Origin of the sequence: Flavobacterium sp. 20NA77.7, from assembly GCF_031326205.1 — a bacterium.
Classification (GTDB): Bacteria; Bacteroidota; Bacteroidia; order Flavobacteriales; family Flavobacteriaceae; genus Flavobacterium; species Flavobacterium nakdongensis.
This window is the reverse complement of sequence record NZ_CP133721.1, coordinates 1164106-1189059: the sequence shown is the minus strand read 5'-3', so window position 1 is coordinate 1189059 and position 24954 is coordinate 1164106. Positions and strand designations below refer to the sequence as shown.

At 32.0% G+C, this 24954-nt stretch carries 22 protein-coding genes and 1 other RNA gene; 13 read left to right on the top strand and 10 right to left on the bottom strand.

All coding sequences use genetic code 11. The annotated features are described in order from the left end of the window. The 8 genes from RF683_RS05355 to RF683_RS05325 all read left to right on the top strand — a co-directional run bounded on the left by RF683_RS05355 (position 1) and on the right by RF683_RS05325 (position 12615). Positions 1-3549, top strand: coding sequence for a DUF6443 domain-containing protein (locus tag RF683_RS05355; protein WP_309531313.1), 3549 nt, complete (start codon positions 1-3; stop codon positions 3547-3549). A gap of 6 nt (positions 3550-3555) precedes the next feature. Further along, entirely contained in the window at positions 3556-4050 is a 495-nt protein-coding gene (locus tag RF683_RS05350; RefSeq protein ID WP_309531312.1) for an SMI1/KNR4 family protein, read from the top strand. Between the two features lie 388 nt (positions 4051-4438). After that, positions 4439-4486 (top strand): hypothetical protein, encoded by a 48-nt coding sequence (locus tag RF683_RS10305; protein ID WP_456305790.1) that lies wholly within the window; start codon positions 4439-4441, stop codon positions 4484-4486. Positions 4487-4587: 101 nt separating this feature from the next. Then, a complete protein-coding gene (locus RF683_RS05345) occupies positions 4588-8292 on the top strand; it encodes a DUF6443 domain-containing protein (protein WP_309531311.1) in 3705 nt (1234 codons plus the stop codon). A gap of 5 nt (positions 8293-8297) precedes the next feature. Beyond that, entirely contained in the window at positions 8298-8978 is a 681-nt protein-coding gene (locus RF683_RS05340; protein WP_309531310.1) for a hypothetical protein, read from the top strand. Positions 8979-9263: 285 nt separating this feature from the next. Further along, on the top strand, positions 9264-10466 hold the full coding sequence (locus tag RF683_RS05335; RefSeq protein WP_309531309.1) for an RHS repeat domain-containing protein: 1203 nt from the start codon (positions 9264-9266) through the stop codon (positions 10464-10466). Positions 10467-10479: 13 nt separating this feature from the next. Next, the gene (locus tag RF683_RS05330) at positions 10480-10926 is read left to right on the top strand and encodes a hypothetical protein (protein WP_309531308.1); all 447 of its coding nucleotides are present in this window, start codon (positions 10480-10482) and stop codon (positions 10924-10926) included. Between the two features lie 507 nt (positions 10927-11433). Continuing rightward, on the top strand, positions 11434-12615 hold the full coding sequence (locus RF683_RS05325; protein ID WP_309531307.1) for a DUF4062 domain-containing protein: 1182 nt from the start codon (positions 11434-11436) through the stop codon (positions 12613-12615). Positions 12616-13173: 558 nt separating this feature from the next. Here the strand turns inward: RF683_RS05325 and ssrA are convergent. After that, positions 13174-13572: a transfer-messenger RNA gene (gene ssrA, locus RF683_RS05320) on the bottom strand. 163 nt (positions 13573-13735) lie between these two features. Here ssrA and RF683_RS05315 point away from each other — a divergent pair. Further along, positions 13736-14941 carry an NAD(P)-dependent oxidoreductase gene (locus tag RF683_RS05315; RefSeq protein WP_309531306.1) on the top strand — a complete coding sequence of 402 codons (1206 nt, stop codon included), beginning with the start codon at positions 13736-13738 and terminating at the stop codon, positions 14939-14941. A 265-nt stretch (positions 14942-15206) separates the two neighbouring features. Continuing rightward, a complete protein-coding gene (locus RF683_RS05310) occupies positions 15207-16967 on the top strand; it encodes an MFS transporter (protein WP_309531305.1) in 1761 nt (586 codons plus the stop codon). 165 nt (positions 16968-17132) lie between these two features. Here the strand turns inward: RF683_RS05310 and creD are convergent, their stop codons facing one another. The 7 genes from creD to RF683_RS05275 all read right to left on the bottom strand — a co-directional run bounded on the left by creD (position 17133) and on the right by RF683_RS05275 (position 22326). Then, the gene (gene creD, locus RF683_RS05305) at positions 17133-18419 is read right to left on the bottom strand and encodes a cell envelope integrity protein CreD (protein ID WP_309531304.1); all 1287 of its coding nucleotides are present in this window, start codon (positions 18417-18419) and stop codon (positions 17133-17135) included. 73 nt (positions 18420-18492) lie between these two features. Next, complete coding sequence (locus tag RF683_RS05300) at positions 18493-18789, bottom strand: winged helix-turn-helix domain-containing protein (RefSeq protein ID WP_309531303.1); 297 nt, start codon at positions 18787-18789, stop codon at positions 18493-18495. Between the two features lie 39 nt (positions 18790-18828). After that, entirely contained in the window at positions 18829-19440 is a 612-nt protein-coding gene (locus tag RF683_RS05295) for a hypothetical protein (protein ID WP_309531302.1), read from the bottom strand. Positions 19441-19563: 123 nt separating this feature from the next. Further along, positions 19564-20457: a hypothetical protein gene (locus RF683_RS05290; protein WP_309531301.1), complete on the bottom strand. Its 894-nt coding sequence runs from the start codon at positions 20455-20457 to the stop codon at positions 19564-19566. 22 nt (positions 20458-20479) lie between these two features. After that, complete coding sequence (gene kdsA / locus RF683_RS05285) at positions 20480-21298, bottom strand: 3-deoxy-8-phosphooctulonate synthase (protein ID WP_309531300.1); 819 nt, start codon at positions 21296-21298, stop codon at positions 20480-20482. A 61-nt stretch (positions 21299-21359) separates the two neighbouring features. Further along, a complete protein-coding gene (locus RF683_RS05280; RefSeq protein WP_309531299.1) occupies positions 21360-21863 on the bottom strand; it encodes a 2-dehydro-3-deoxyphosphooctonate aldolase in 504 nt (167 codons plus the stop codon). Continuing rightward, positions 21847-22326 (bottom strand): DUF4199 domain-containing protein, encoded by a 480-nt coding sequence (locus RF683_RS05275; RefSeq protein WP_309531298.1) that lies wholly within the window; start codon positions 22324-22326, stop codon positions 21847-21849. Before RF683_RS05275 ends, RF683_RS05280 begins: the two co-directional genes overlap by 17 nt. A gap of 81 nt (positions 22327-22407) precedes the next feature. On the opposite strand from RF683_RS05275, the gene RF683_RS05270 reads away from it, so the two are divergent. From RF683_RS05270 to RF683_RS05260, 3 genes are all read left to right on the top strand, one after another. Further along, positions 22408-22971: a YeeE/YedE family protein gene (locus RF683_RS05270; protein WP_309531297.1), complete on the top strand. Its 564-nt coding sequence runs from the start codon at positions 22408-22410 to the stop codon at positions 22969-22971. Positions 22972-22985: 14 nt separating this feature from the next. After that, on the top strand, positions 22986-23399 hold the full coding sequence (locus tag RF683_RS05265) for a DUF6691 family protein (protein WP_309531296.1): 414 nt from the start codon (positions 22986-22988) through the stop codon (positions 23397-23399). 74 nt (positions 23400-23473) lie between these two features. Next, on the top strand, positions 23474-23743 hold the full coding sequence (locus tag RF683_RS05260; protein WP_309533143.1) for a heavy-metal-associated domain-containing protein: 270 nt from the start codon (positions 23474-23476) through the stop codon (positions 23741-23743). A gap of 24 nt (positions 23744-23767) precedes the next feature. On the opposite strand, the gene RF683_RS05255 is transcribed toward RF683_RS05260, so the two are convergent. Then, positions 23768-24061 carry an ATP-dependent Clp protease adaptor ClpS gene (locus tag RF683_RS05255; RefSeq protein WP_408733691.1) on the bottom strand — a complete coding sequence of 98 codons (294 nt, stop codon included), beginning with the start codon at positions 24059-24061 and terminating at the stop codon, positions 23768-23770. Between the two features lie 4 nt (positions 24062-24065). Continuing rightward, a complete protein-coding gene (prmA, locus tag RF683_RS05250) occupies positions 24066-24905 on the bottom strand; it encodes a 50S ribosomal protein L11 methyltransferase (RefSeq protein ID WP_309533142.1) in 840 nt (279 codons plus the stop codon). Positions 24906-24954: the final 49 nt, after the last annotated feature.

Below are 24954 nucleotides of genomic sequence, written 5' to 3'. Positions count from 1 at the left end.
ATGAAGAAAATACTATATATACTATTGAGTATCCCAATTGTTGCACTAGCACAAAGCCCAGACCAGAACTGGGTAAAAACAAAGGTTTACAAGCAACCTACGGGTACTGCTTATGCAACTCCATCTGTATCTCAAGCGTCCACCCAAGTAACGTATTTTGATGGTCTAGGCAGACCCATCCAACAAGTAGCACATGGGCAGTCAAATACAGGAAAAGATATTGTGACCCATATGGAGTATGATGCCTATGGAAGACAAACCAAAGAATTTTTACCCTATGCGAGTCAAAACACCAGTTTAAACTATAATGGCAGTGCCGCTACAGCTGTGTATAGTTTTTATACTAGCTATAACGGAGGCACCCAAAACCCCTATGCAGAGAAACTGTTAGAGGCCTCTCCGCTGAGTAGAGTTTTTAAACAAGCAGCACCTGGAAACCCTTGGGCTATGGGAAGTGGTAGAGAGATAAAATTTGCTTACCAAACTAATTTAGAAAATGATGTTAGACGTTTGTTTGCAAAGACAGAGTGGAATCAAGATACTAAATTGTATGCTATTTCATTTACAGATTATAATTTTTATGAGGCAAACCAACTATACAAGACCATCACGTATGATGAGAATTCACCAGGAGAAACAAGTAACGTAGGACGCACAGAGGAATACAAAGACAAAGAGGGGAGGGTAGTTTTAAAACGTACTTATAACAATAACGACCCACATGAAACGTATTATGTCTATGATGTCTATGGCAATTTAACCTATGTTATTCCCCCAGCAGTTAGTGGTACAATTGACCAAACGATACTAGATAATCTATGTTACCAGTACAAATATGACTACAGAAACCGTTTAGTAGAAAAGAAACTACCAGGTAAGCAATGGGAGTATATCGTATATGATAAACTAGACCGCGTAGTTGCCACAGGACCAGCTTATAACCCATGGGGAGGAGGCGATACGGATAAAGGATGGATGCTTACAAAATATGATGTTTTTAACAGACCTGTATATACAGGCTGGTACAACGGCACGGCTGTGGCTACAAGCCAAGACAGAAACAACTTGCAAACAGCTCTAGACGCTAATACAAATTTATCAGAGAGCAAAGCAACAGCTACAGTTACCATTGATGCTGTAGCCACGAAATACACCAACACGGTTTTTCCAACAGACTTTAAATTACTTTCCGTAACGTATTATGACAACTACGATTATCCAAATGCACCTACTATCCCTTCACAAGTAGAAGAACAAAGCATACAAGGTACAAACCTAAAAGGACTAGCAACAGGTACGTGGGTACGTGTGCTAGACAATGTAAGCACTACAACAAACGAAACCAGCTACACGCTATACGATACCAGATATAGACCCGTGAGAGCCTACACCAAAAACTTTTTAGGAGGCTACACCCAAGTAGATACCAAACTAGATTGGGCAGGTAAAACCTTATATACACTTACCAAACATAAATATTATGCTACCTCTACCGAATTAGTTACTAGAGATAGGTTTGAGTATTCCCCACAAGATAGAATAACCAAACACGTACATCAAATCAATGCAGACCCTGAACAGTTACTTACGCTGAACACGTATGATGAACTAGGGCAGTTGCTAAGCAAAAACATAGGCGGTACAGACCTAACAGGAGTACAGCCTTTGCAAAAGGTAGATTACTCATATAACATTAGGGGCTGGTTAAAGACAATTAATGATGTAAATAACATGGGCAATGATTTGTTTTCATTTAAAATAAATTACGACCAAAAGGAAGATGAAAGCGCAGGCTTGTTTAATGGCAACATCACAGAAACTTTATGGAAGACAAGTGCCGATAATGTAAAGCGTAAATACGCCTACAGCTATGATGATTTAAACAGATTATTAAACGCAGATTATAGCAAACCAGGTCTTACTTCTACACCCAACAATTATGCAGAGAGCATGAGTTATGACAAGAATGGCAATATTCAAACATTAACTAGATATGGTGATTTAGATTCAGATGGTATGGTAAGTGCAAATTTAATTGATGATTTGAAATACACTTACGATGCTAATAATGCAAATTTATTAGTCAAAGTTATCGATTTAAGCAATAGTCCACAAGGGTTTAATGAAACCTCAGATATAAACACAGGCGATTGTGATGGAGTAAACGACCAAACAGACGACTACAGCTATGACGCAAACGGCAACATGATAGCTGATGCGAATAAGGGTATAAGCAGTATTATATACAACCATTTAAACTTACCCAAAAAAATAACTTTTGAAGGTACAACTAATGGAGAAATTTCTTATCTTTACAATGCATTAGGTCAAAAACTACAAAAAAAAGTAGTTAATGCCACCACAAATGATGTAACGGATTATGTAAATGGTTACCAATACCTAAATACAAAATTAGAGTTTTTTGTTCATGCAGAAGGGTATGTAAAATATACACCACCAACGGGAAGAGGTTTAGGTATTTACAGTTATGTGTTTAACTACACAGACCATTTGGGTAACATTAGAGTAAGTTATGGCAAAGACCCTGCAACCAACGTTCTTAAGATACTAGAGGAGAATCATTACTACCCATTTGGGTTAAAGCACAAGAATTACAACAGCGATAGGTTAGCATATATAAAAGAAGCCGAGGTATTTAAATTGAAGCCTATCAATACAATACCGCCTACGTACAAGTATAAATACAACGGTAAAGAGCTGCAAGATGAGCTGGGGCTTAACATGTACGACTATGGTGCAAGGAATTATGATGCGGCGTTAGGTAGATGGATGAATATTGACCCACTAGCGGAAACCTCAAGAAGATGGAGTACTTTTACTTATTGTTATAATAATCCATTACGTTACATTGACCCTGATGGTATGTCAGCAGCAGATCCACCTTCAAACTTGAATGGCACGAGTGCTTTGAATAAAATGATTTGGACTGATTCAAATGGTACTTGGATAAGAGCAACAGGTGAATGGATTTCCTTAACTAAAGGTGTTGATAATATCATTGATGACGTAGTTGTTTCGCCAGCATCTATTGAGAATAATTCATCAACTTCTACTGCTTCTGCCGCACTAGCAACGTGTTGGACTGTATCACTCGTTGAACCAACACCTTTTGGAGAGCTTTTGATGACAGCGGTAACTGCTGTAGCTGTACTTACTTATGGTGATGAAGTGCTGAATGGTATGCGAAACATGATGAATGGTGATGCTAATAATGATACTAGTGCTAATGTTAATGATGATGATATTCATATACCTGAAGAAAATAAGGTTGATAGAGATTCGTTAAATCCTCCTGCAACACCTGGTCGTGCACCAACATTTAAAAAAGACGGAATGCCAGTTGAAATACATCATGAAGGTCAAAATGCAAATGGGCCTTTTAGAGAGATGCATCCAGAAGATCATAGGGGCAAAGGAAATTATAGAAAAAATCATCCAGCTGGTCAAAAACCATTAACAAAAGAAGAAAGAGCGAAATTTAATAGACAAAGAGAAAGATATTGGAAGAAAGAATATCCTGATAATTAAATATTTATGAATAAAGTTGATAATATTTTAGAAAGACTATATAAATTTTCCCCTAATATCTTACAGTTAGGTAAAGCTATTGCAGATGATAGATTGGAAATATTACAGTCGAATATTTCGATAAATTTACCAAATGATTTTGTTTATTTGTTAAAAAAACATAATGGAATTTTTTTATGTGGTGTTGAAATACTTGGTTTAGGTATGGATTTTGGAAAGTCCTCTTTAGATAAAGTTTATCAATTTGAACATTTTGAAGTTAATAACCCAATGCCATTAGAATATTTTCCTTTCTCTCCTGATGGTATGGGGAATCATTATTGTTTAGATTTGTCAAAAAAAGAAGGTAATGATTCATGCCCAATTGTATTTTGGCAATGGGATGTAGATTATCAATTAAATGAAGTTGAAACTTGTAATTCTGATTTTCTTGATTGGATGGAAGAAGTTTTAATTGGTTGGACTGAGAATGATTATAATTATGATGGTAGTGAGAAATGATTTTATTAGGTTGTCTAATATATGTTCTCTATTCTTATTCTATTTAAAACAATATTTTTTTAATGAGGTTATTTGTTAAATTTATATATAAAATCTATATGTATATAGTAAACAAATCAAAACCACTTCGTAACTGAGGTGGTTTTATTTTTTATAACTAAAAGGTTGTGTATCGGTAGTGTTTCAGATTTAGTGATACCTACTTTTTTACGAACTAATGATCTGAAAATCAATAACAATTTTAAATTAAACCTTTAAAAGGAGTACAATATTGTGCTCCTTTTTAGGTTATATAATGGCTTAAATCAAATAAAATGGAAAAAATCACACCTCGTGTTTCAGATTTAGTGATAGCAAAAATTGCCCAAGCTGTAATTCAAATCATGTTATAAAAAATGGATTTACTGGTAACAAGAAACAACAGTTTATTTGTTAATTATCTAGAAAGAGTTTTATTGATTAGTGTATATAAAAATTGCGTAATTTTACTCAATCCTACAGATTAAAGATTTCATAATTTTCCCCAAATTTTAAATTATGAAGTTATTATTTTCAAGAGAATTATTATGTATATGTACATCTCCTATTCATACCTATAAGCTTTTAGTTTTTGTATTATTTCCTTTATTAGTTTTCTCACAAAGCCCAGACCAGAACTGGGTAAAAACCAAGACATACAAACAGCCAACAGTTTCGGCTATTGCTACACCATCTGTATCTCAAGCAACAACCCAAGTAACGTATTTTGATGGTCTAGGCAGACCCATCCAACAAGTAGCGCATGGGCAGTCAAATACAGGAAAAGATATTGTGACCCATATGGAGTATGATGTTTATGGAAGACAAACCAAAGAATTTTTACCCTATGCGAGTCAAAACACCAGTTTAAATTACAATGGCAGTGCCGCTACAGCTGTGTATAGTTTTTATACTAGCTACAACGGAGGCACCCAAAACCCCTATGCAGAGAAACTGTTAGAGGCCTCTCCGCTGAGTAGAGTTTTTAAACAAGCAGCGCCAGGAAACCCTTGGGCTATGGGAAGTGGTAGAGAGATAAAATTTGCTTACCAAACTAATTTAGAAAATGATGTTAGACGTTTGTTTGCAAAGACAGAGTGGAATCAAGATACTAAATTGTATGCTATTTCATTTACAGATTATAATTTTTATGAGGCAAACCAACTATACAAGACCATCACGTATGATGAGAATTCACCAGGAGAAACAAGTAACGTAGGACGCACAGAGGAATACAAAGACAAAGAGGGGAGGGTAGTTTTAAAACGTACTTATAACAATAACGACCCACATGAAACGTATTATGTCTATGATGTCTATGGCAATTTAACCTATGTTATTCCCCCAGCAGTTAGTGGTACAATTGACCAAACGATACTAGATAATCTATGTTACCAGTACAAATATGACTACAGAAACCGTTTAGTAGAAAAGAAACTACCAGGTAAGCAATGGGAGTATATCGTATATGATAAACTAGACCGCGTAGTTGCCACAGGACCAGCTTATAACCCATGGGGAGGAGGCGATACGGATAAAGGATGGATGCTTACAAAATATGATGTTTTTAACAGACCTGTATATACAGGCTGGTACAACGGCACGGCTGTGGCTACAAGCCAAGACAGAAACAACTTGCAAACAGCTCTAGACGCTAATACAAATTTATCAGAGAGCAAAGCAACAGCTACAGTTACCATTGATGCTGTAGCCACGAAATACACCAACACGGTTTTTCCAACAGACTTTAAATTACTTACCGTAACGTATTATGATAACTACGATTATCCAAATGCACCTACTATCCCTTCGCTAGTAGAAGAGCAAAGCATACAAAGTACAAACCTAAAAGGACTAGCAACAGGAGCTTGGGTACGTGTGCTAGACAATGTAAGCACTACAACAAACGAAACCAGCTACACGCTATACGATACCAGATATAGACCCGTGAGAGCCTACACCAAAAACTTTTTAGGAGGCTACACCCAAGTAGATACCAAACTAGATTGGGCAGGTAAAACCTTATATACGGTTACCAAACATAAATATTATGCAACTTCAACGGAATTAGTTACTAAAGATAGGTTTGAGTATTCCCCACAAGATAGAATAACCAAACACGTACATCAAATCAATGCAGACCCCGAACAGTTGCTTACGCAGAACACGTATGATGAACTAGGGCAGTTGCTAAGCAAAAACATTGGCGGTACAGACCTAACAGGAGCCCAACCTTTGCAAAAGGTAGATTACTCATATAACATTAGGGGCTGGTTAAAGACAATTAATGATGTAAATAACATGGGCAATGATTTGTTTTCATTTAAAATAAATTACGACCAAAAGGAAGATGAAAGTACAGGCTTGTTTAATGGCAACATCACAGAAACCTTATGGAAAACAAGTGCCGATAATGTAAAGCGTAAATACGCTTACAGCTATGATGATTTAAACAGATTATTAAACGCAGATTATAGCAAACCAGGTCTTACTTCTACACCCAACAATTATGCAGAGCGCATGAGTTATGACAAGAATGGCAATATTCAAACATTAACTAGATATGGTGATTTAGATTCAGATGGTATGGTAAGTGCAAATTTAATTGATGATTTGAAATACACTTACGATGCTAATAATTCTAATTTATTGGTAAAGGTTCTTGATTTAAGCAATAGCCCACAAGGGTTTAATGAAACCTCAGATATAAACACAGGCGATTGTGATGGAGTAAACGACCAAACAGATGATTACAGCTATGACGCAAACGGCAACATGATAGCTGATGCAAATAAAAGTATAACTAGTATTGTATACAATCATTTAAATTTACCCACAAATATTGTTTTTGAAGGTACAACTAATGGAAACATTTCTTATCTTTACAATGCGGCTGGTCAAAAACTACAAAAAAAAGTAGTTGATGCCACCACAAATGCTATAACAGATTATGTAAATGGTTACCAATACTTAAATACAAATTTAGAGTTTTTTCCACATGCGGAGGGCTATGTAAAATATACCCCACCAGCGGGAAGAGGCTCAGGTATTTATAGTTATGTGTTTAACTACACAGACCATTTGGGTAACATTAGAGTAAGTTATGGCAAGGACCCTGCAACCAACGTTCTTAAGATACTAGAGGAGAATCATTACTATCCATTTGGGTTAAAACACACGAATTACAATAGCGATAGGTTGGCATATATAAAAGAAGCTGAAGTGTTTAAACTGAAGCCTATTAATACAATACCGCCTACGTATAAGTATAAGTATAACGGTAAAGAGCTGCAAGAGGAGCTGGGGCTTAACTGGACAGCAATGGATTTCCGTAATTATGATATGGCTATTGGAAGGTTTGTTGTTATTGACCCTATGGCAGAACAAGCACATAGTTTATCACCATATCGTTTTGGCTTTAATTCACCAACATTATTTAGTGACCCTACAGGTTTATGGGAAGAAATTGCAGGTGGGTGGAGTACTAGTGATTCTGGGGAAATAGCAGCTTTTATGTCTAGTTTTAATAGACATAATAGTGGTAAAAGGAATAGTAAAAAGTTAGATATATTTGTTGCTGGGAAAGGTAAAAAAGGTGATGCTCTTGATAATTCTAAAAAAGAAGTTGTTAAAACCGAAAAGATATTAACTGAATTGTTTGGGTATTCAACATTGAGAACAATTGACTTACCGTCAAAGAGTTTTGATACAAATTCTAATACTTCTGGTTGGAATGATTTAGCTGATTCTTTAGAAAAAATTTCAAGTGAAGGATTTGGTTTTAACTCATTTATAATTGATAGTCATGGACGATATGACACACCTCAATTTAAGATTGGATATGATGCTGTCAATTCGTTTAATTATAAAAATACTTCTGTATTAAATAAGTATTTTCAAGGTACATCAGTATATTTGTTAGCTTGTCATTTAGGAGGTGGAAAAGATTTAGATTTATCTAGTAAATTTGTTCAAGGTTTATCAAATTTATGGGGTGCTACTGTTTATGCAAATAGAAGTTGGAGTCCATCTGGTGTATTTGGAATAACTTTAAAAACAAATGCATTTGACGCATGGTGGTCTAATAAAAATAATGACAATGCTGTAAAGCTTAGAGGAGAATGGCTAAAAGCTAGTCCCGCTAATAGTGCTCCTACAGTTATAAAAAATTTAATTTTAAATTCCGGAACAGACGGAAATGGGGTTACTAATTCTTACAATTAAAAATTATGAAATTATTTAAATATTTCCTTTTACTTTCTTGTTTTTCTTGTGTGAAAAATAATAATATTTTTGTACAAAAAACTATGCGTTTTAAAGATTTTGATTTTATAAATTATCAAGGTAGAGATGCTGTAGATAGTAAAGTAAAAGACGGAGTAATAAATGTGGTTAATGGAAAAGATAAAATTACTTTATCCGTAAATTTTTTTGAAAATTCAAATGTTAATTTTAATAATGTTTTTTCAAAAAATGAAGATTATTATATAAATTATCAGGAATATAATGAGGATGACCCTAACATAAAAGTAAAAGAAACTTTTTATTTAAAAAATGGTATTGGGATGAAATTTCATTTAACTTATGATAATAATAAACCAGATTTTTGTAGAATATCAGAAATTAATTTTAGTAAAAAATTAATAAGAGAAGTAGAGTTTTATAAGTATGATATTAGTCCTTCTCCAGATATTACATTTGATAAATTAAAAGATAATAAAAATATTTTTCAAATTAATGAAATTGAAATTAGTGAAGTCAATGATAAATTAGTCAAAAAAATGAAAGTCACTGATTTTAAAACAAAAGAAGTTACTAATTTCACATCTTATTACACAGGTTATCCTGATTCAAAAATTAATCAATATTGGAATCTTTATAGATATTACTTTGGTAAAGAAATAAGATAAAAAAATATTAAAGTAACGTCCCAAATTAGCAAATTGTCTAACTCACAAACTTAACATAACACTAAAACAGTAGCTAGAAATATAATATTTTTTAGTTGGGTAATGTTTCAGATTTAGTGATACTTACTTTTTTATGAACTAATGATCTGAAAATCAATAACAATTTTAAATTAAACCTTTAAAAGGAGTACAATATTGTGCTCCTTTTTAGGTTATTTAATGGCTTAAATCAAATAAAATGGAAAAAAATGACACCTCGTGTTGCAGATTTAGTGATAGCAAAAATTGCCCACAAATATTGTTTTTGAAGGTACAACTAATGGATTAATTTCTTATCTTTACAATGCGGCTGGACAAAAACTGCAAAAGTTTGTTAAAGACATTGTAAGCAACACCAATATCACGACAGACTATTTAAGTGGTTTTCAATACAAGAATGCTACTTTACAGTTTTTTCCACATGCAGAGGGGTATGTGCATTATACAAAACCATTACAGTTAAATGGATTGGGTGCGTTTAATTATGTGTTTAACTACACCGACCATTTAGGCAATGTACGCGTAAGTTTTGCAAAAGACCCACAACAAAATAACGTTCTTAAGATACTAGAGGAAAATCATTACTACCCGTTTGGGATGAAGCATCAAAATTATAATGTTGACCATTTAGATTTTAACCATTATCCGGGTACAGGTGTAGCATTAGTGCCATTACCTGCGGTTGCTAACGTAAGTTACAATTATAAATACAACGGTAAAGAATTACAAGAGGAGTTAGGGCTTAACATGTACGATTACGGTGCAAGAAATTATGATGCGGCTTTAGGTAGATGGATGAATGTTGACCCGCTTGCGGAGAAAATGAGAAGGTTTTCACCGTACAACTATTGTTTTAATAATCCTTTGCGTTTTACTGACCCTGATGGAATGGCACCTGAAAATAGAGTTGACCCAATTCAAAGGGATAAAGATGGTAATATTGTTTATGTTACTAAAGGTGAACAAATAACAGCGAATCATCCTTCAGGAAGTAGTGCTGTTATGGAAAAAGGGTATGTTTTTGCAGACGATGGCACTCCAATTGAAGTTTTTAAAAATAACAGTATGGATGCTGGTTTTGATACAAATTGTCACGGAACTACATTTACTGACGGTAAATATTGGCTGAATAATGACCAAGTATCTTCATTAGTTAAAGGAGATGGATATACTGAACAAACTGTTGAATGTTCTGAAGTCGGTGATAAAGTAGTTTATAAAGAAGGTGAAGATAGTGCACATTCAATGACTGTAACTAAGACTGATGGAACAGCTGAGGGTATGATGGTTTATGGTCAAGGAGGAGTAGAAATTGAAAATCATACTGATAAAGCAACAGAAGCTTGGCCTCAAGCCACAGATGCAAAAATATTAAGAAAAGAAACTCCTGATAAAGTTGTATCGGATGAGCAAATTAAAAAACTGGCTAAAATAATACCACAAGGATAAAAAATAAATTATTATGAATAGAATATTTTTAATTTTAATACTGTTTTGTTTATTTTCTTGTAAAGCACAAAAAGGTATTAATATTGGTTCAAAAATAGAGCAAAATATGAAAGGTAACTCCAAAATATTAATTCCTTCTGGAGCATTGGTAAACTCAGTTACATATTTATATAACAATAATTATTTTACATTAGGGATTAATAATGATAATACCCTTGTTTATATTTCGACCGTTGACCCAAATTTTAAAATTGAAGGATTTAAAATAAATGATGATATATCAAAAATCTATGAAAATTCAAAAGTAAAATATGCAATAGGTTGGGGATATTATATCCAAATTGATTCTGATTGGTATGCTGGTTTTGACATAAATTCAAAGCCTACTAAACTTTCAAAAATACAATGGTTTTTTAAATATAGATTCATAGAAGGTAATAAAAACCTATTTAAGAATTAAAAATTAAATTAGTGTCTATTTCTAACTAGGATTAATACAATCGGTAGTGTTTCAGATTTAGTGATACCTACTTTTTTACGAACTAATAATCTGAAAATCAATAACAATTTTAAATTAAACCTTTAAAAGGAGTACAATATTGTGCTCCTTTTAAGTATATTAAGTAATATTACGCAATGGTTTAAATTTTTAACCTACTACTTTTGTTTTTATTGATTTATAACATCTTTATGCGTATTGTTCACTTTCAAATAAAAATTTAGATTTGAAAAAAACAAAAAATGCTAATTGTAGATAAGTAACATCAATTTTCGTATAGTAACTATAAAACAAGAAAATTATTTTTGAAAAATATTGAGATTTTAAGACGCTAAAATGATAAAAAAGTGAAATATAATCATAACAAACTTTCGCCTATCTTGCCAATAAGGTATGTTAGTAGTCAGAAAGTTTCGTATATATACAAGTTATAGGGCATTTAAAAAATAACATCAAAATAAGAAATATATGGCATCATTAAGAGTATTCGTCTCTTCCACATGTTTTGACCTTGGACCCATAAGAGGACAACTACGAAATTTCCTAACATCAATGGGATATGAACCAATAATGAGTGATTATAATGATGTTTTATATGACCCTCGAATTCATACTCATACTTCCTGTATAGAAGAGATTGCAACATGCGATATAATTATTTTACTTGTTGGCTCTAGATTTGGAGGAAAAGCAATTCCAGAAGCAATTTCAAAAGTCGATTTTGACGCCTTGTTAGAAAAATCAAAAAGTGTTGAACATTTAAAAAAGAAAGAAAATATTTCAGTTACCCAACTTGAAGTATTAAAAGCTGTCGAAATTGAAATTCCTATTTTTACATTTATCGATAGCAGATTATGGAATGACCACGAATTGTATGAAAAGAATAAAAACAAATCAATTTTGAAGGATATTGAATTTCCTTCAATAGAGAAGCCAGAAACAGCAGAATTTATATTTGAATTCATTAACTTTTTAAGACATCGAACTAGAGGAAATAGTATTAATACATTTTCAAAATTTGAAGATATTGATGAAGCATTAAAAAAACAGTGGGCAGGATTATTTCAAAAATTATTAAACGAAAGCAGAAACAAACAATTGGAATTCAAAAGGATTGATTTGTTATCTAATCAATTTGAAGACCTTAAAACTGCAATCTTGACTAGTATAGGCAGTACAAATGAAAGAGATGTTGCAAGAGGTGTTGTTCGTTTTAGGAGACTTGTGGACTTTTTAAGAAATATGCGATTACCTGACTACAGTTCGATACTTAATACGACAATTAGTTGGGCTGATTTCATGCAGGACATTGTAGGAATAAATTCTGTAATTGATTTGGACAGTATAGTTCCTAATTTAAATAGACATTTAAGATTCAGAACTTTATTAGTTAAAAATGACAATACATTTTATGAAGTACGATTTGGTTCTGAATATATTGATGAATTATCACAAGAATTTGAAGCATTTAATAGTCTACCTTCTGAAACAAAAAATATAATTTTTGATGCTCTTGCTGATATGAGAAATGGATTGATGATAATTAGATATCACAGAGAAGATTATAGAGAATATATGAATAGATTCCAACAAGAATATATGCTTAATAGACAACTTTTTGATAATGACAATGAAGAATCCGAAAGTTAAAAACGCCCTATAACAGCACCTACCCAAAAGTGGCGGTTCAGTGGTCAAATCAAGCCTTGTGCTTCTATCAAAGTTTGTGCATGGTTGACAGTGATGTGCTTCTAAAACGCCACCTTCGGGTAGCTGCAAAACGTTATCGGCTATTCTATGACGACAGTGCAATTACTAACCGACAACAATAAAAATGAAGAGTAAAAGTTTCAACATAACGAAAAGGACAGCATTTGAAGTTTGTAAAAAAAACTTTAACGGAATTTGAATGCGATATTATTTCTTCTGACTTTTCCTCTGGGACAATTGAAACAGATCTTGCTTTTAAAAAATGGGTGGCTTCAAACTCCAATATGTTCAAAAATATGTCGAACTATTATAAGACCACTGATACAGTGGGAAAACAACAATTATTGACCACTGTTTTTCCTGCTAGGTTATATTTTCACAATCAAAAATGTCGTACTCTTAAAATGAATGACTTTTTGTTTGAAATGCTACTGAAAGACAATGAGTTAGCAGAAAAAAATAGAGGACAAATCCTTGAAAAATTGGATTTGTCCTCTTGGGTGGAGTCGGAGAGAATCGAACTCTCGTCCAAACAAGCCATCAATAAGCTTTCTACATGTTTAGTTTTTGATTAAATTTTCGACAAAAAGCCAGACCAAAAACAGCCACTTTTTGCTTAGCTTTATCAGTGTCAAAATGGATTTAAAGCATTACCATTTCTAGGTCTACTTTTACGGTTCTCCTAAATCAAACGCCATAAACCAAGGCTGTTGAGGAAAATCTAGCTTTCCGACCTTGTCGGAACTAGGCAAATCTTACTATGATTCAGATTAAGCAGCTAAAGCGTAATTATTTTCGCCGTTTATAAGTGTGTATTCTTGATATTTACGAGCCAAAAATACAATGCTCGACATGCTTACTTGTCAATGCCACTCGCTGTCAAAACCAGTCGACCCCTTTTATGTAATGCATAGATAGCAAAATAGATGCCAAATGTACTACTTTTAATATTATTTTAAAATTCTTGTGTTAATTTGATAATGATTTTTTTGAATCAGTAGTAAAAACATAACATCTAAATCGCAAAAATGTTATATTTGTAACTTAAAAGACCCTAAATATGAAATTTGGAATACTAAAAGAACGTAAGAATCCACCAGACCGACGAGTTGTATTTTCACCAGAAAAACTTCTAGAATTCAAGACTAAATTTCCATTAGCAGATTTTAGTATAGAAGCCTCTTCAATTAGAGTTTTTAAAGATGAGGAATATAAACAATTAGGCTTTCAAATTGCTGAAAATTTAGCATCATGCGATGTATTGCTTGGTGTAAAAGAAGTTCCTGTTGAGGCGTTACTTCCAAATAAAAAATACTTTTTCTTTTCACATACAATTAAAAAACAACCGTATAATAGAAAATTATTGCAAGCTGTTCTAGCAAAAAATATTGAATTATATGACCATGAAACTGTTGTTAATGCTGCAAATAATCGATTAATTGGTTTTGGTCGTTATGCAGGAATTGTAGGTGCTTATAATGGTATAAGAGCTTTTGGAATTAAGTTTGATTTATTTAATTTACCAAAAGCAGAAACGTTACCCAATCAAGAGGCGCTAATACAGCAACTAAAAAGACAGATTTATCCAAATATCAAAATAGTTTTAACAGGTACTGGTAAAGTAGCTCATGGCGCTAAAGAAATGTTAGACGCCATGAAAGTAAAACAAGTTTCGGTAGAAGATTATTTGACTAAAACATTTACTCAACCGGTTTATACTTTTATTGATGTTTTAGATTATAACAAAAGAGAGGATGGTCAAACGTTAGTTAAAAATGATTTTTATCACCATCCAGAGGCTTATGTTTCAAATTTTGAGCGTTTTTCAGAAGTGTCTGATATTTTTATGGCAGGTCATTTTTATGGTAATGGTGCCCCAATTATTCTAACAAAAGAAATGTTAGCTTCTCCAAAATGCAAATTAAAAGTGGTAGCCGATATTTCTTGTGATATTGACGGTCCCGTAGCTTGTACACTTAGAGCAAGTACAATAGCCGAACCATTGTATGGTTATTTACCAAGCGAACATAAAGAAGTAGATGTTTTTCATCCGGGAGCCGTTGTAGTAATGGCGGTGGATAATTTACCTTGTGAATTACCTCGAGATGCCAGTGAAGGCTTTGGAGACATGTTTTTACAGCATGTAATCCCCGCTTTTTACAATAACGATGCAGACGGAATTTTGGAAAGAGCTAAAATTACTGAAAACGGAAAATTAACTCCTCGTTTTGCTTATTTACAAGATTATGTAGACGGTAAAGAGTAGTTTTTTTTGAAGCATTAATGGCTTGTATAGTATCTGTTAACCATATATCCAGCTGTCCGTTTTATTTTTTTTAGTACCTAAAAAAGATGCCACTTCCATCTGGGCTAGTAGTAATCCATATACCTTTTGAATCCTGTTTTTACAGGATTTTTTTTGTTTTCAATCTGTTTTGAGATGCTACAAAAACTATACAACTCTTTTTTTATTAAAATATTATTATAAATTTGAAAGCATAATACAAATACTAACCAAACTAAATTAATTTATGAAATCAAACCAACAAACTAATTATCCTGCATTGTACACACTAATTACAGTATTTTTCTTTTGGGGATTTATTGCCGCAGGGAATAGTATTTTTATTCCTTTTTGTAAAAGTTATTTTTCGTTAGACCAATTTCAATCTCAATTAGTTGATTTTGCGTTCTATACTGCGTATTATGTAGGTGCATTGCTTTTATTTGCACTAGGAAATAGTTCGGGAAAAGATATTGTAGGCTCTTGGGGTTACAAAAAAAGTATTGTTTATGGCTTGTTGTTTTCTGCTTTGGGAGCTGGAGCTATGATTGTTGCTGTAGAAGCAAGTATTTATGCAGGTATGTTGATGGGCTTGTTTATAGTGGCTTTAGGCTTTTCATTACAGCAAACCGCCGCTAATCCTTTTGCTATTTTATTAGGTGATCCAAAAACAGGAGCAAGTCGTGTAAATCTAGGTGGTGGTATTAATTCATTTGGAACTACAATTGGGCCTATAGTAGTTGCATTAGCTTTGTTTGGTTCAGCTGCATCTATTTCTGATGAGCAAATTAAGGCATTAGAATTAAATAAAGTGGTGTTACTCTATATAGGAGTTGGATTGTTATTTGTGGCTGCAGCGGCTTTATTCTTTTTTTCTAAAAAAGTACCTAGTGGAATTTCTAATGAACTAATGGAAAAGGCAAATAAAGCCTTGCGAACATTGGTAATTATGACTGTATTACTAGCAGTAATGTTTACACCTATTTTTCAAAGTTATAAAAGTGACGCTGCTTTAAAAATTGAAAAATTAGAGAAAGAAATTAAAGTATTTGAGAAAGCAGCTAAAACTATTAACAATCCATTACTGTCTTTTGAAAAAATAATTATAGTTAAAAAAGCAGAAATAAAATCATTAAAAGAACCTCTTGAAAAAACGAGAATGCTTTGGCTTTCTGGAGCATTACTTGTTGTTATAGGAGGCTTATTGTTTTCTTATGCATCGGCTAATAAGAAAGCGGAAGGTTGGGGAGCAATGCAATATCCACAATTAGTTTTAGGAATGTTAGCTATTTTTGTTTATGTGGGAGTAGAAGTAGCTATTGGTAGCAATTTAGGTGAATTATTAAAATTAAAAGAATTTGGTAGCTTACAATCTTCGGATATTGCACCTTACATTTCTATGTATTGGGGTAGTTTAATGATTGGTCGTTGGGCTGGCGCAATTACTGTTTTTAATTTACAAGGCATTAAAAAAACAATTGCATTAATTATAATTCCATTACTTGCTTTTGGAGTTATTTTAGGTGTAAATATGCTCTCTGGAAAAGACATGAAGCCTTTGTATTATTATGTGGTTTGTGTTCTTGCTCAAATTATTGCTTTCTTTTTAAGTAAGGATAAGCCAGCACGAACACTAACTATTTTTGGAACCTTTGGAGTTCTTGCCATGTTAATTGGTCTGTTTAGCACAGGGATTGTAGCTATCTATGCCTTTTTAGCAGGTGGTTTAGCGTGTAGTATTATGTGGCCATCAATTTTTAGTTTATCAATTATTGGATTAGGAAAATATACATCACAAGGCTCAGCATTTTTAGTAATGATGATTTTAGGTGGAGGAATTATTCCGCCTATTCAGGGTAAATTATCAGATATAATTGGGATTCATCAATCGTACATTGTAGCGGTAATTTGTTTTGTTTATTTAACGTTATTTGCTGTTTTAGTAAAAGGACTGTTAAAGAAACAGAATATTGATGTCGATGCTATTGAAGCGGAAGGCAGTCATTAAATTCCAACGAATAAACGTAAGTTTAGGTTCTCGATTGGGGTTGAGGTTCTCGAAGCCCAAGTGTGAAATTACTTTGTATTTCTAAAATACAAAATAAAAAGATAAATGCAGAAAGTATAAAACTCCGCCAGAATTAGAATTAAATTTCTGACGGAGTTTTTATTTTTATTTACTCCACTCAATCTTGCGTGAAAAGTACATAACGGCTGCTAAAATGGTAAATAATCCTATGCTACCCACTAACAATGCATAATCTTCTAATTGAATAATTACGAAAATAAATGTGTATAAAACGGTTAGCGAAATACCAATAAATAGCGGAAATTTTTTATTTTTTAAAATGGATATCGAATACAACGAAATTAATCCAATTACTGCAATAGCCGAAATAACATAAGCAAATGTAAAACTACTGTGCTCAGTAATTGAAATCAATAAAGTGTAGAACATTATTAAAGCAATTCCTATCATTGAATATTGAAAAATATGAATGTTAATTTTACTAATTGTTTGAATTAAAAAAAAGATTAGGAATGTTAATCCAATCACTAAAAAGCCATATTTGCTAACTCGCTCGTTTTGTTGATATTCATCAACAGGTGTTATGAAGTCTGTAGCAAAAGCATAATTAGATAAATCTGGTAATGATTCAAAATAGTATTGAGCAAAGGGTCTATTAAAATGTAGAATTTTCCAATATGCTTTAAATCCATTCTCATTAATTTCTCTAGAAATAGGAGAGAAGTTGCCATTAAAATTTGGAGAATTCCAATCAGATGTAATTTTGGTTTCAGTTATTTTTCCTACCGGAACTATTTTGATTTGATTACTACCGTTGAATGAAATATCAAAATTGAACGAACATGTAGCAGGTAGTAATTTGTAGTTGAAGGTAGTTGATTCTAATGTTTCACTAGTAGCATTAATAGTTGAATTTACAGGCTCAAATTTAAGATTTTCATTTCCAAGTTTTATTTTAACTTCATCTTTGAGGCTTTTTAAATTTGTTGTTTGAATGATAACTTTAGCTTGATCCCAATATATATTCGCCTCTGGAATATTTTGCGTTTGAAAATTTGGTTCCGAAAAAGAGCCTTTAAAATTCATTTTTGCAGAAAAAACGTTAGATTTATAAATACCTCTTTCTAAAGGTTTTTCCATTTTGGTCTCAATAAAAGTTTTAAGATCTTCTGGAAAAAAATAGGCATAATTTGATTTTCCTGAAATTGAATTTTTATAAGGAATTTTTATAATAGGTCCATACAAATAAATGTTACCTCCCCATTTTGAAGTTGTTTCTGTTATAACTTCTTTTTGTCTAATACTTCGTTCAGTTATTAAATCCTGTACAAAAAATAGAGGAATTAGTAATGCAAAAGTAAGCATGCCAACCATTATCATTTTAGCGGTTGATGATTTAAAGAATGATTTGTTTTCTGTTTGATTTTCCATTGTTAATTAGGTTTAATTTAATAAATAATCGTAAAGTACTTTGAAATTCAAAGTGTTTAAATAAAAAAAATATTTAGCTTTTTTTAATTAATTTTTCTAGTGCATCAATATGTGAAGTAAAGGCGATTCTTCCTACTTTAGTGGCACTATATTTAGTATTTGGTTTTTTACCTATAAACTGTTTCTCAATTTGAATATAATTTTCTAATTCTAATGCTTTTGTATGCGAAGCTAGATTACCATCAGTTACACCTAAAAGTTCTTTCAACATATTAAAATCTGCATATTCATTCACCATTAATATCGACATAATCCCCAAACGAATTCGGTGATCAAAGGCTTTATTGATATTTTGAATGATGTTCAGCATAGTTACATTGAGGTACGAAGCAATTTCATTTAAGTTACTTTATTTTCTCTCGTATTTAAAATACATCAAACTTCCATATAAAATATGACATACTCCAAAACCTAAAGCCCAAAATAATAATCCATAACCTATAAACCATGTTGATAATATACCTAAAATAATCATTGTAATTCCTAAATAGCGCACATCACCTAACGTATATTTGCTTGCATTTACACAAGCTAATCCGTAGAATATTAAAGTTAATGGAGCAATTAGCCCAAATATGTTTTTTTCAATTAAAAAGATTATGAAAAATCCCCCAGTTGCTAAGGGAATCATAAAATTGATAACTAATCTTTTAGAGGCGGTGTTCCATATATTTTCATTGCTTTTCTTGGCTTTACTGATGCTTAATAATATACCAGTTACAATTGATAATCCTAATACCGATGAAGCAATAATAAGTAATCGAATTATCGCTGTTTCTGAAATATTTAAATCAAAATTAGAAATATCAAGAGAGACAGTTTTATAGGCTAACAAAGCACCAACCAATGCATAAATCCCTGCTAATATTCCGGATAAACCGCTTAATGAAATAAAACGTGATGATTTATTCATCAAATTTTTGATTTCGGAAATGTCGTTTAAATATTTTTCGTTTTCCATTTTAAAGTACTTTGAAACGCAAAGTTAAAATTTATTTTTAAACTACAAAACTTTGTAATAAAAAAACGTGATAAATTATGTTTATCACGTTTTAAATAATTTTAAATAAATAATTTGATACATTTAAAGTTTAAAAATACCTCCAATACTAATAATTCGTTGTAAAAACCAAAAATGTTGTGAAGCTTTATCTATATCTTCTTGATACGTGGTTTGAATGCTATTCATGTTAATATAACCGCCTTTAAGTTCTGTTTGAATAAAGAAATGTTTGAAAAACGTGAAGTTTAAACCTACTTTAGCTGAAATACCATATCCTGCCACATGAAAATCATCGTGTCGTTCTTTACCCATTAAACGTGAATTTGTTTTTGGATATAAAATACCGCCCCCAAAACCTTCTGTAAGATTGACTTGAAATTTATCTGTATTTCTAAGTTTAAATAGATTTGATATGTCGTCAACTCTTGAAATTTCTGAATTGATATAATTTAACCCATCTGTATGCTCAAAAGTTAAAAATGGAGGAGGAGTAGCATTGTCATCAGGATTGTAATTAGTGCTAAAATCAAAGGGAGTGTTATTATAAACGCCATTATAAATAGAACCTGGATCTGTTGAAGGTAAATTTACATAGCCACTTACATTTGCTATTTGATTTTGCCTCATAACATATTTCATATGATCTAAACCAATGGAAATATTATAATGATCAGAAATAAAGTAGCCCATTCTAAAATTAGTTTGTGGAATGGTAATTCTACCTGGATTAATATAATCTACATGCCATCCTTTTGGCTTGTCATCAGCAATTGCATCGTATACTGTGAAATCATAATTTTGGCCGGTAAAATGAATGTCAGATTTGGTATAACTTTCTCTATTTCCTCCCCAGAAAATATAGAATTTACCTTTATTATGTGCCGTGTATTTTTCTGGAGTTTTTGTTTCTTGCGAAAAGGCGTACTTTGTAAATACACAAAAAGTGAGTACAACCAGTAGAAATGGGTGTTTCATGTAAGTATTGAAATGGTAAAAATTAAAATTGATTAATTGTTTTTCTGATGGCTACTAAACGCGTCATTAATCCTTCGAAATAGTCTAAATGTAACATGTTTGCTCCATCGCTTTTAGCATTTGCTGGATCAAAATGTGTTTCAATAAAAATTCCGTCAACACCAACAGCTATTCCTGCTTTAGCAATAGTTTCAATCATATCAGGACGACCACCAGTAACACCACTAGTTTGATTAGGTTGTTGCAGTGAATGTGTTACGTCTAGAACTGTAGTGCCAAATTGTTGCATAGTAGGAATTCCTCTGAAATCAACAATCATGTCTTGGTAGCCAAACATTGTTCCTCTATCTGTAATCATAAAGTTTTCATTGTTGCAGTCTAACACTTTTTTTGCGGCATGTTTCATACTTTCAGGACTCATAAATTGTCCTTTTTTTAGATTGACTGTTTTACCCGTTTTTGCAGCGGCAACAACGAGGTCTGTTTGTCTTACTAAGAAAGCAGGTATTTGCAATATATCTACATAGGCCGCGGCCATCTCAGCGTCTTCATTTGTGTGGATGTCTGTTACGGTAGGCACTCCAAATGTTTTAGATACTTTTTCAAGAATTTTTAAAGCATTTTCATCACCTATTCCTGTAAAACTGTCTACTCTTGAACGATTTGCTTTTTTGAAAGACCCTTTAAATACATATGGAATTTCTAATTTATTAGTAATAGTGACTAATTTATCTGCGATACGCATTGCCATTTCTTCGCCTTCAATAGCACAAGGACCAGCTAATACGAAAAAATTACCACTATTGGTGTGTTTAATTTGTGGAATGTTAGTTAAATTCATCGAATGATTTTTTTCAAATGCAAAGATAATATAATTGCATCAAAAGGAAATGAAATAAAAGTTACATAATTCGTTTTTTTATCTCAAACCCATTTGGACAAAGAATTTTCCCTTTTTCGTAAATATTTATATATACTAACCATTTATCGGTCTTTCCTTCCACACTTACTTCATAGATGTCGAGTGTACCAGCACCAACGCCATTATTTTTTGAAGGGTAAGGACAACAAGTACCTATTTTTTTATAACTTAATGTTTCTCCTGATTTAGAGGTTAGTCCATTAAAAAAACGTTTTATATTAGTAGTATTGGAGTTTTCGTTTTTGTAAAAACCAAGATTAATTGGGTAATTTTCATTAAAACCATATTTGCTATCATTAGCATATTCTTCAATGATAAAAGCATTTTCGTATAGTTTTGGTAATACTGCAGTATTGTCAATATTTTGAATGGTAGATTTGGTACTTATACATGAAATAAATAGTATTAAAGCTACTGCGGCTATTATATTTTTACTAAAATATAGTTTAGATGGAGTTGTCATGATATTATTTTTTAGTTGCATTTTTTTTTGAAATAACATATCCAATAATTATACCAATTGGCAATAATGTAGAATAATTCATTAATAGTAGACTTTTAAAGTTGTAATAGGATTGTGCTTCGGCTAACGAAATTTTTCCACTTTGCATGGTTTTAGCAATAAAGTTTTGAAGCAAATCAGGTGAAATATATTTCAATGAAAAATAAAGCGCTATAGGCAAAAAAAGAGCAAAAACGCCTGTTATTAGTAAACTAGAAATAAAGGATTGCTGAAAAGTGATGGTATTTTTATAATCATTTTGCTTTTTTAAAAATAAGGCTCTCCAATATAAAAAGGTTAATGGGATAAACAGTAAGGAAGAAAAAATAGGCTGAAAAATGATTTTATCTGTATGAAACCCTAACCAACGTTCCACTTGCATCCATACTATAAACGTAAATGCGAGATAAAATCCCCAATAGATTTCTAGTTTTAATTTTGTCATTTTCTTTTTTGATTTTAATTCTTCATAACAAATGTTACAAAAGACATTTTGAATTAATAACTTTGTACAAAAATAATAAATATGAATGTAATATTTGGTACTTGGCATTGGTCTATTTCTGGATTCGTCATAGGAATCATTATGTTAGTTTTGACTTATTTTGGAAAAACCTTTGGGATGTCCTCTAATTTAAGGACATTATGTAGTATGACTCCTGCTAAGAAGCAAAGTTCTTATTTTGATTTTGATTGGAAAGAACAACGTTGGAATTTGGCTATTGTTTTAGGTGCTATTGCAGGCGGTTTTTTTGCGTATCATTTTATGATGGATACTTCAGAAGTGGTACAACTCAATCCGAAAACGCTTAATCAATTACAACAATTACATATTGATGCACCTCAGGGCAAATTAGTGCCCGATGCTATTTTTAGTTTGGATACTTTATTTTCAGTGAAAGGTTTTTTAATCGTGCTTTTAGGTGGATTTTTAATTGGTTTTGGCACGCCTTATGCGGGCGGCTGTACATCGGGACATGCTATTTCAGGATTAAGTAATTTGCAAATTCCTTCCTTAATTGCAGTAATTGGATTTTTTATAGGTGGACTAATAGCGGCTCATTATATAATTCCTTTATTATTTAACTAGTTAAAAAAAGAAAAATGAAATTAATTAAATTTTTTATAGTTGGATTTGTTTTTGGTGTGGTATTAACAAAAGCCGAAGCCATTTCTTGGTATCGTATTTATGAAATGTTTTATTTTCAATCCTTTCATATGTATGGAATTATTATAACAGCTATTTTAACAGGTGTAACAGGAATTTATTTTATAAAGAAAAAGGCTTTAAAAAGTAGTGAAGGCAAACCTATACAAATAGCAGATAAAGATAGAGTGTTTTTTAGATACATAGTAGGAGGTGTCATGTTTGGGTTAGGTTGGGGAATTGTAGGTTGTTGTCCAGGTCCTATTTTTATTTTATTAGGGACAGGTATTTTATCTGTTTTTATTATTCTAATAGGCGCGTTGTTAGGTACTTATGCATATGGAATTTTAAAAGATAAGCTTCCTCATTAATAGTGTGTTAAAGTGATATATGTTACACAAAATCAGAAAAACTATTTGTAAATTTGTGTATTAAACAATACAAAATGAAAACAACAGTTCATATACAAAATTTAAAATGTGGTGGTTGTGCAAATACTATCACTAAAAATTTAAGCGCTCTTGATGATATTTCTGATGTTACAATAGGTATAGAAGACGCGTCTGTAACTTTTGATTATACAGTCGAACATTCTTTAGAGTTAGTAAAAGAAACCTTAGCAAAATTAGGTTATCCAGAAGATGGTGAAGCGAACTCTTTAGGTTCAAAAGCAAAGTCAATGGTAAGTTGTGCTATTGGTAAAATAACATCATAAAAAAAGTCCTTTAATGGACTTTTTTTATATAATTTCAGCACTTAAACCTGCTTCTAAAAGAGCAGAACAGATGGGTTTTAGTTTTTCTAGTTCTCCCGTTTTAACAGTGCATTTTCCTTTGTAGTGCACTAGAATTGCACATTGTTCGGCTTGTTCCCAAGTGTGTTCGCAAACATACACTAGTGTTTCAATTACATGATCAAACGTATTTACATCATCGTTAAATAAAACTATTTCGTTGTTTAAACCAATAGATTCTTCTAACGCAATTTCTTCTTCAACTTGTTCTAATGTATTTATAAGTTTTCTAATGTACATTTTATTATTGTTTAATAAATCGTAAACTTACCCAATTATTTCGTTCTTTTTTATTGATATAGGTTAAACCTAATGCTTCACAACATGCTTGAATAGCCGAAATATCTTCTGTGTAGAAACCACTTAATAATAATATAGCTCCCTGATTCATGCAAGTTACATAGATTGCTATATCATTTAATAAAATGTTTCTGTTAATATTTGCAATAAAAACATCATATTTTTGACCTTGATTTAATATACTAGCGTCGCCTTCATAAACGGAAATATGTTTGCAATTATTACGTTCAGCATTCTCAATAGAATTTAAATAGCACCAATTATCAATATCAATAGCTTCGATAGGTTTAGCTCCTTTCATTTCTGCTAAAATAGCCAAAATAGCTGTACCACAACCCATATCAATTGTTTTTTTATTTTCTAAATCTAGTTCCAGTAAATGTTGAATCATCATATGGGTAGTTTCATGATGTCCTGTTCCAAAACTCATTTTTGGTTCAATTACGATTTCATATTTGGTATTAGTTGCTGGATGAAAAGGCGCTCTAACGTGACAAACTCCATCTACATCAATAGGAGAGAAGTTCTTTTCCCATTCTTCATTCCAATTTACTTGCGCAATTTCTTCAAACGTGTAACTTATTTTAAATTCAGTATTTTGTAGAATATAAATATCCTCTAAAATATCATCATTCCAAAGTTCTTTTTGAATGTAGGCTGAAATTCCTGTTTCGGTTTCAATAAAACTTTCAAAAGGTGTTTCGCCTAATTCAGCAATTAATATCTCTGAACCTAATTCTTTGGGTTCAATTGTAAAATGGTAACCTATATATGTAGTTGACATGTTTTTATTATTTGATATTTGAAGCTAGATGCTTTAGAACTTAAATCAT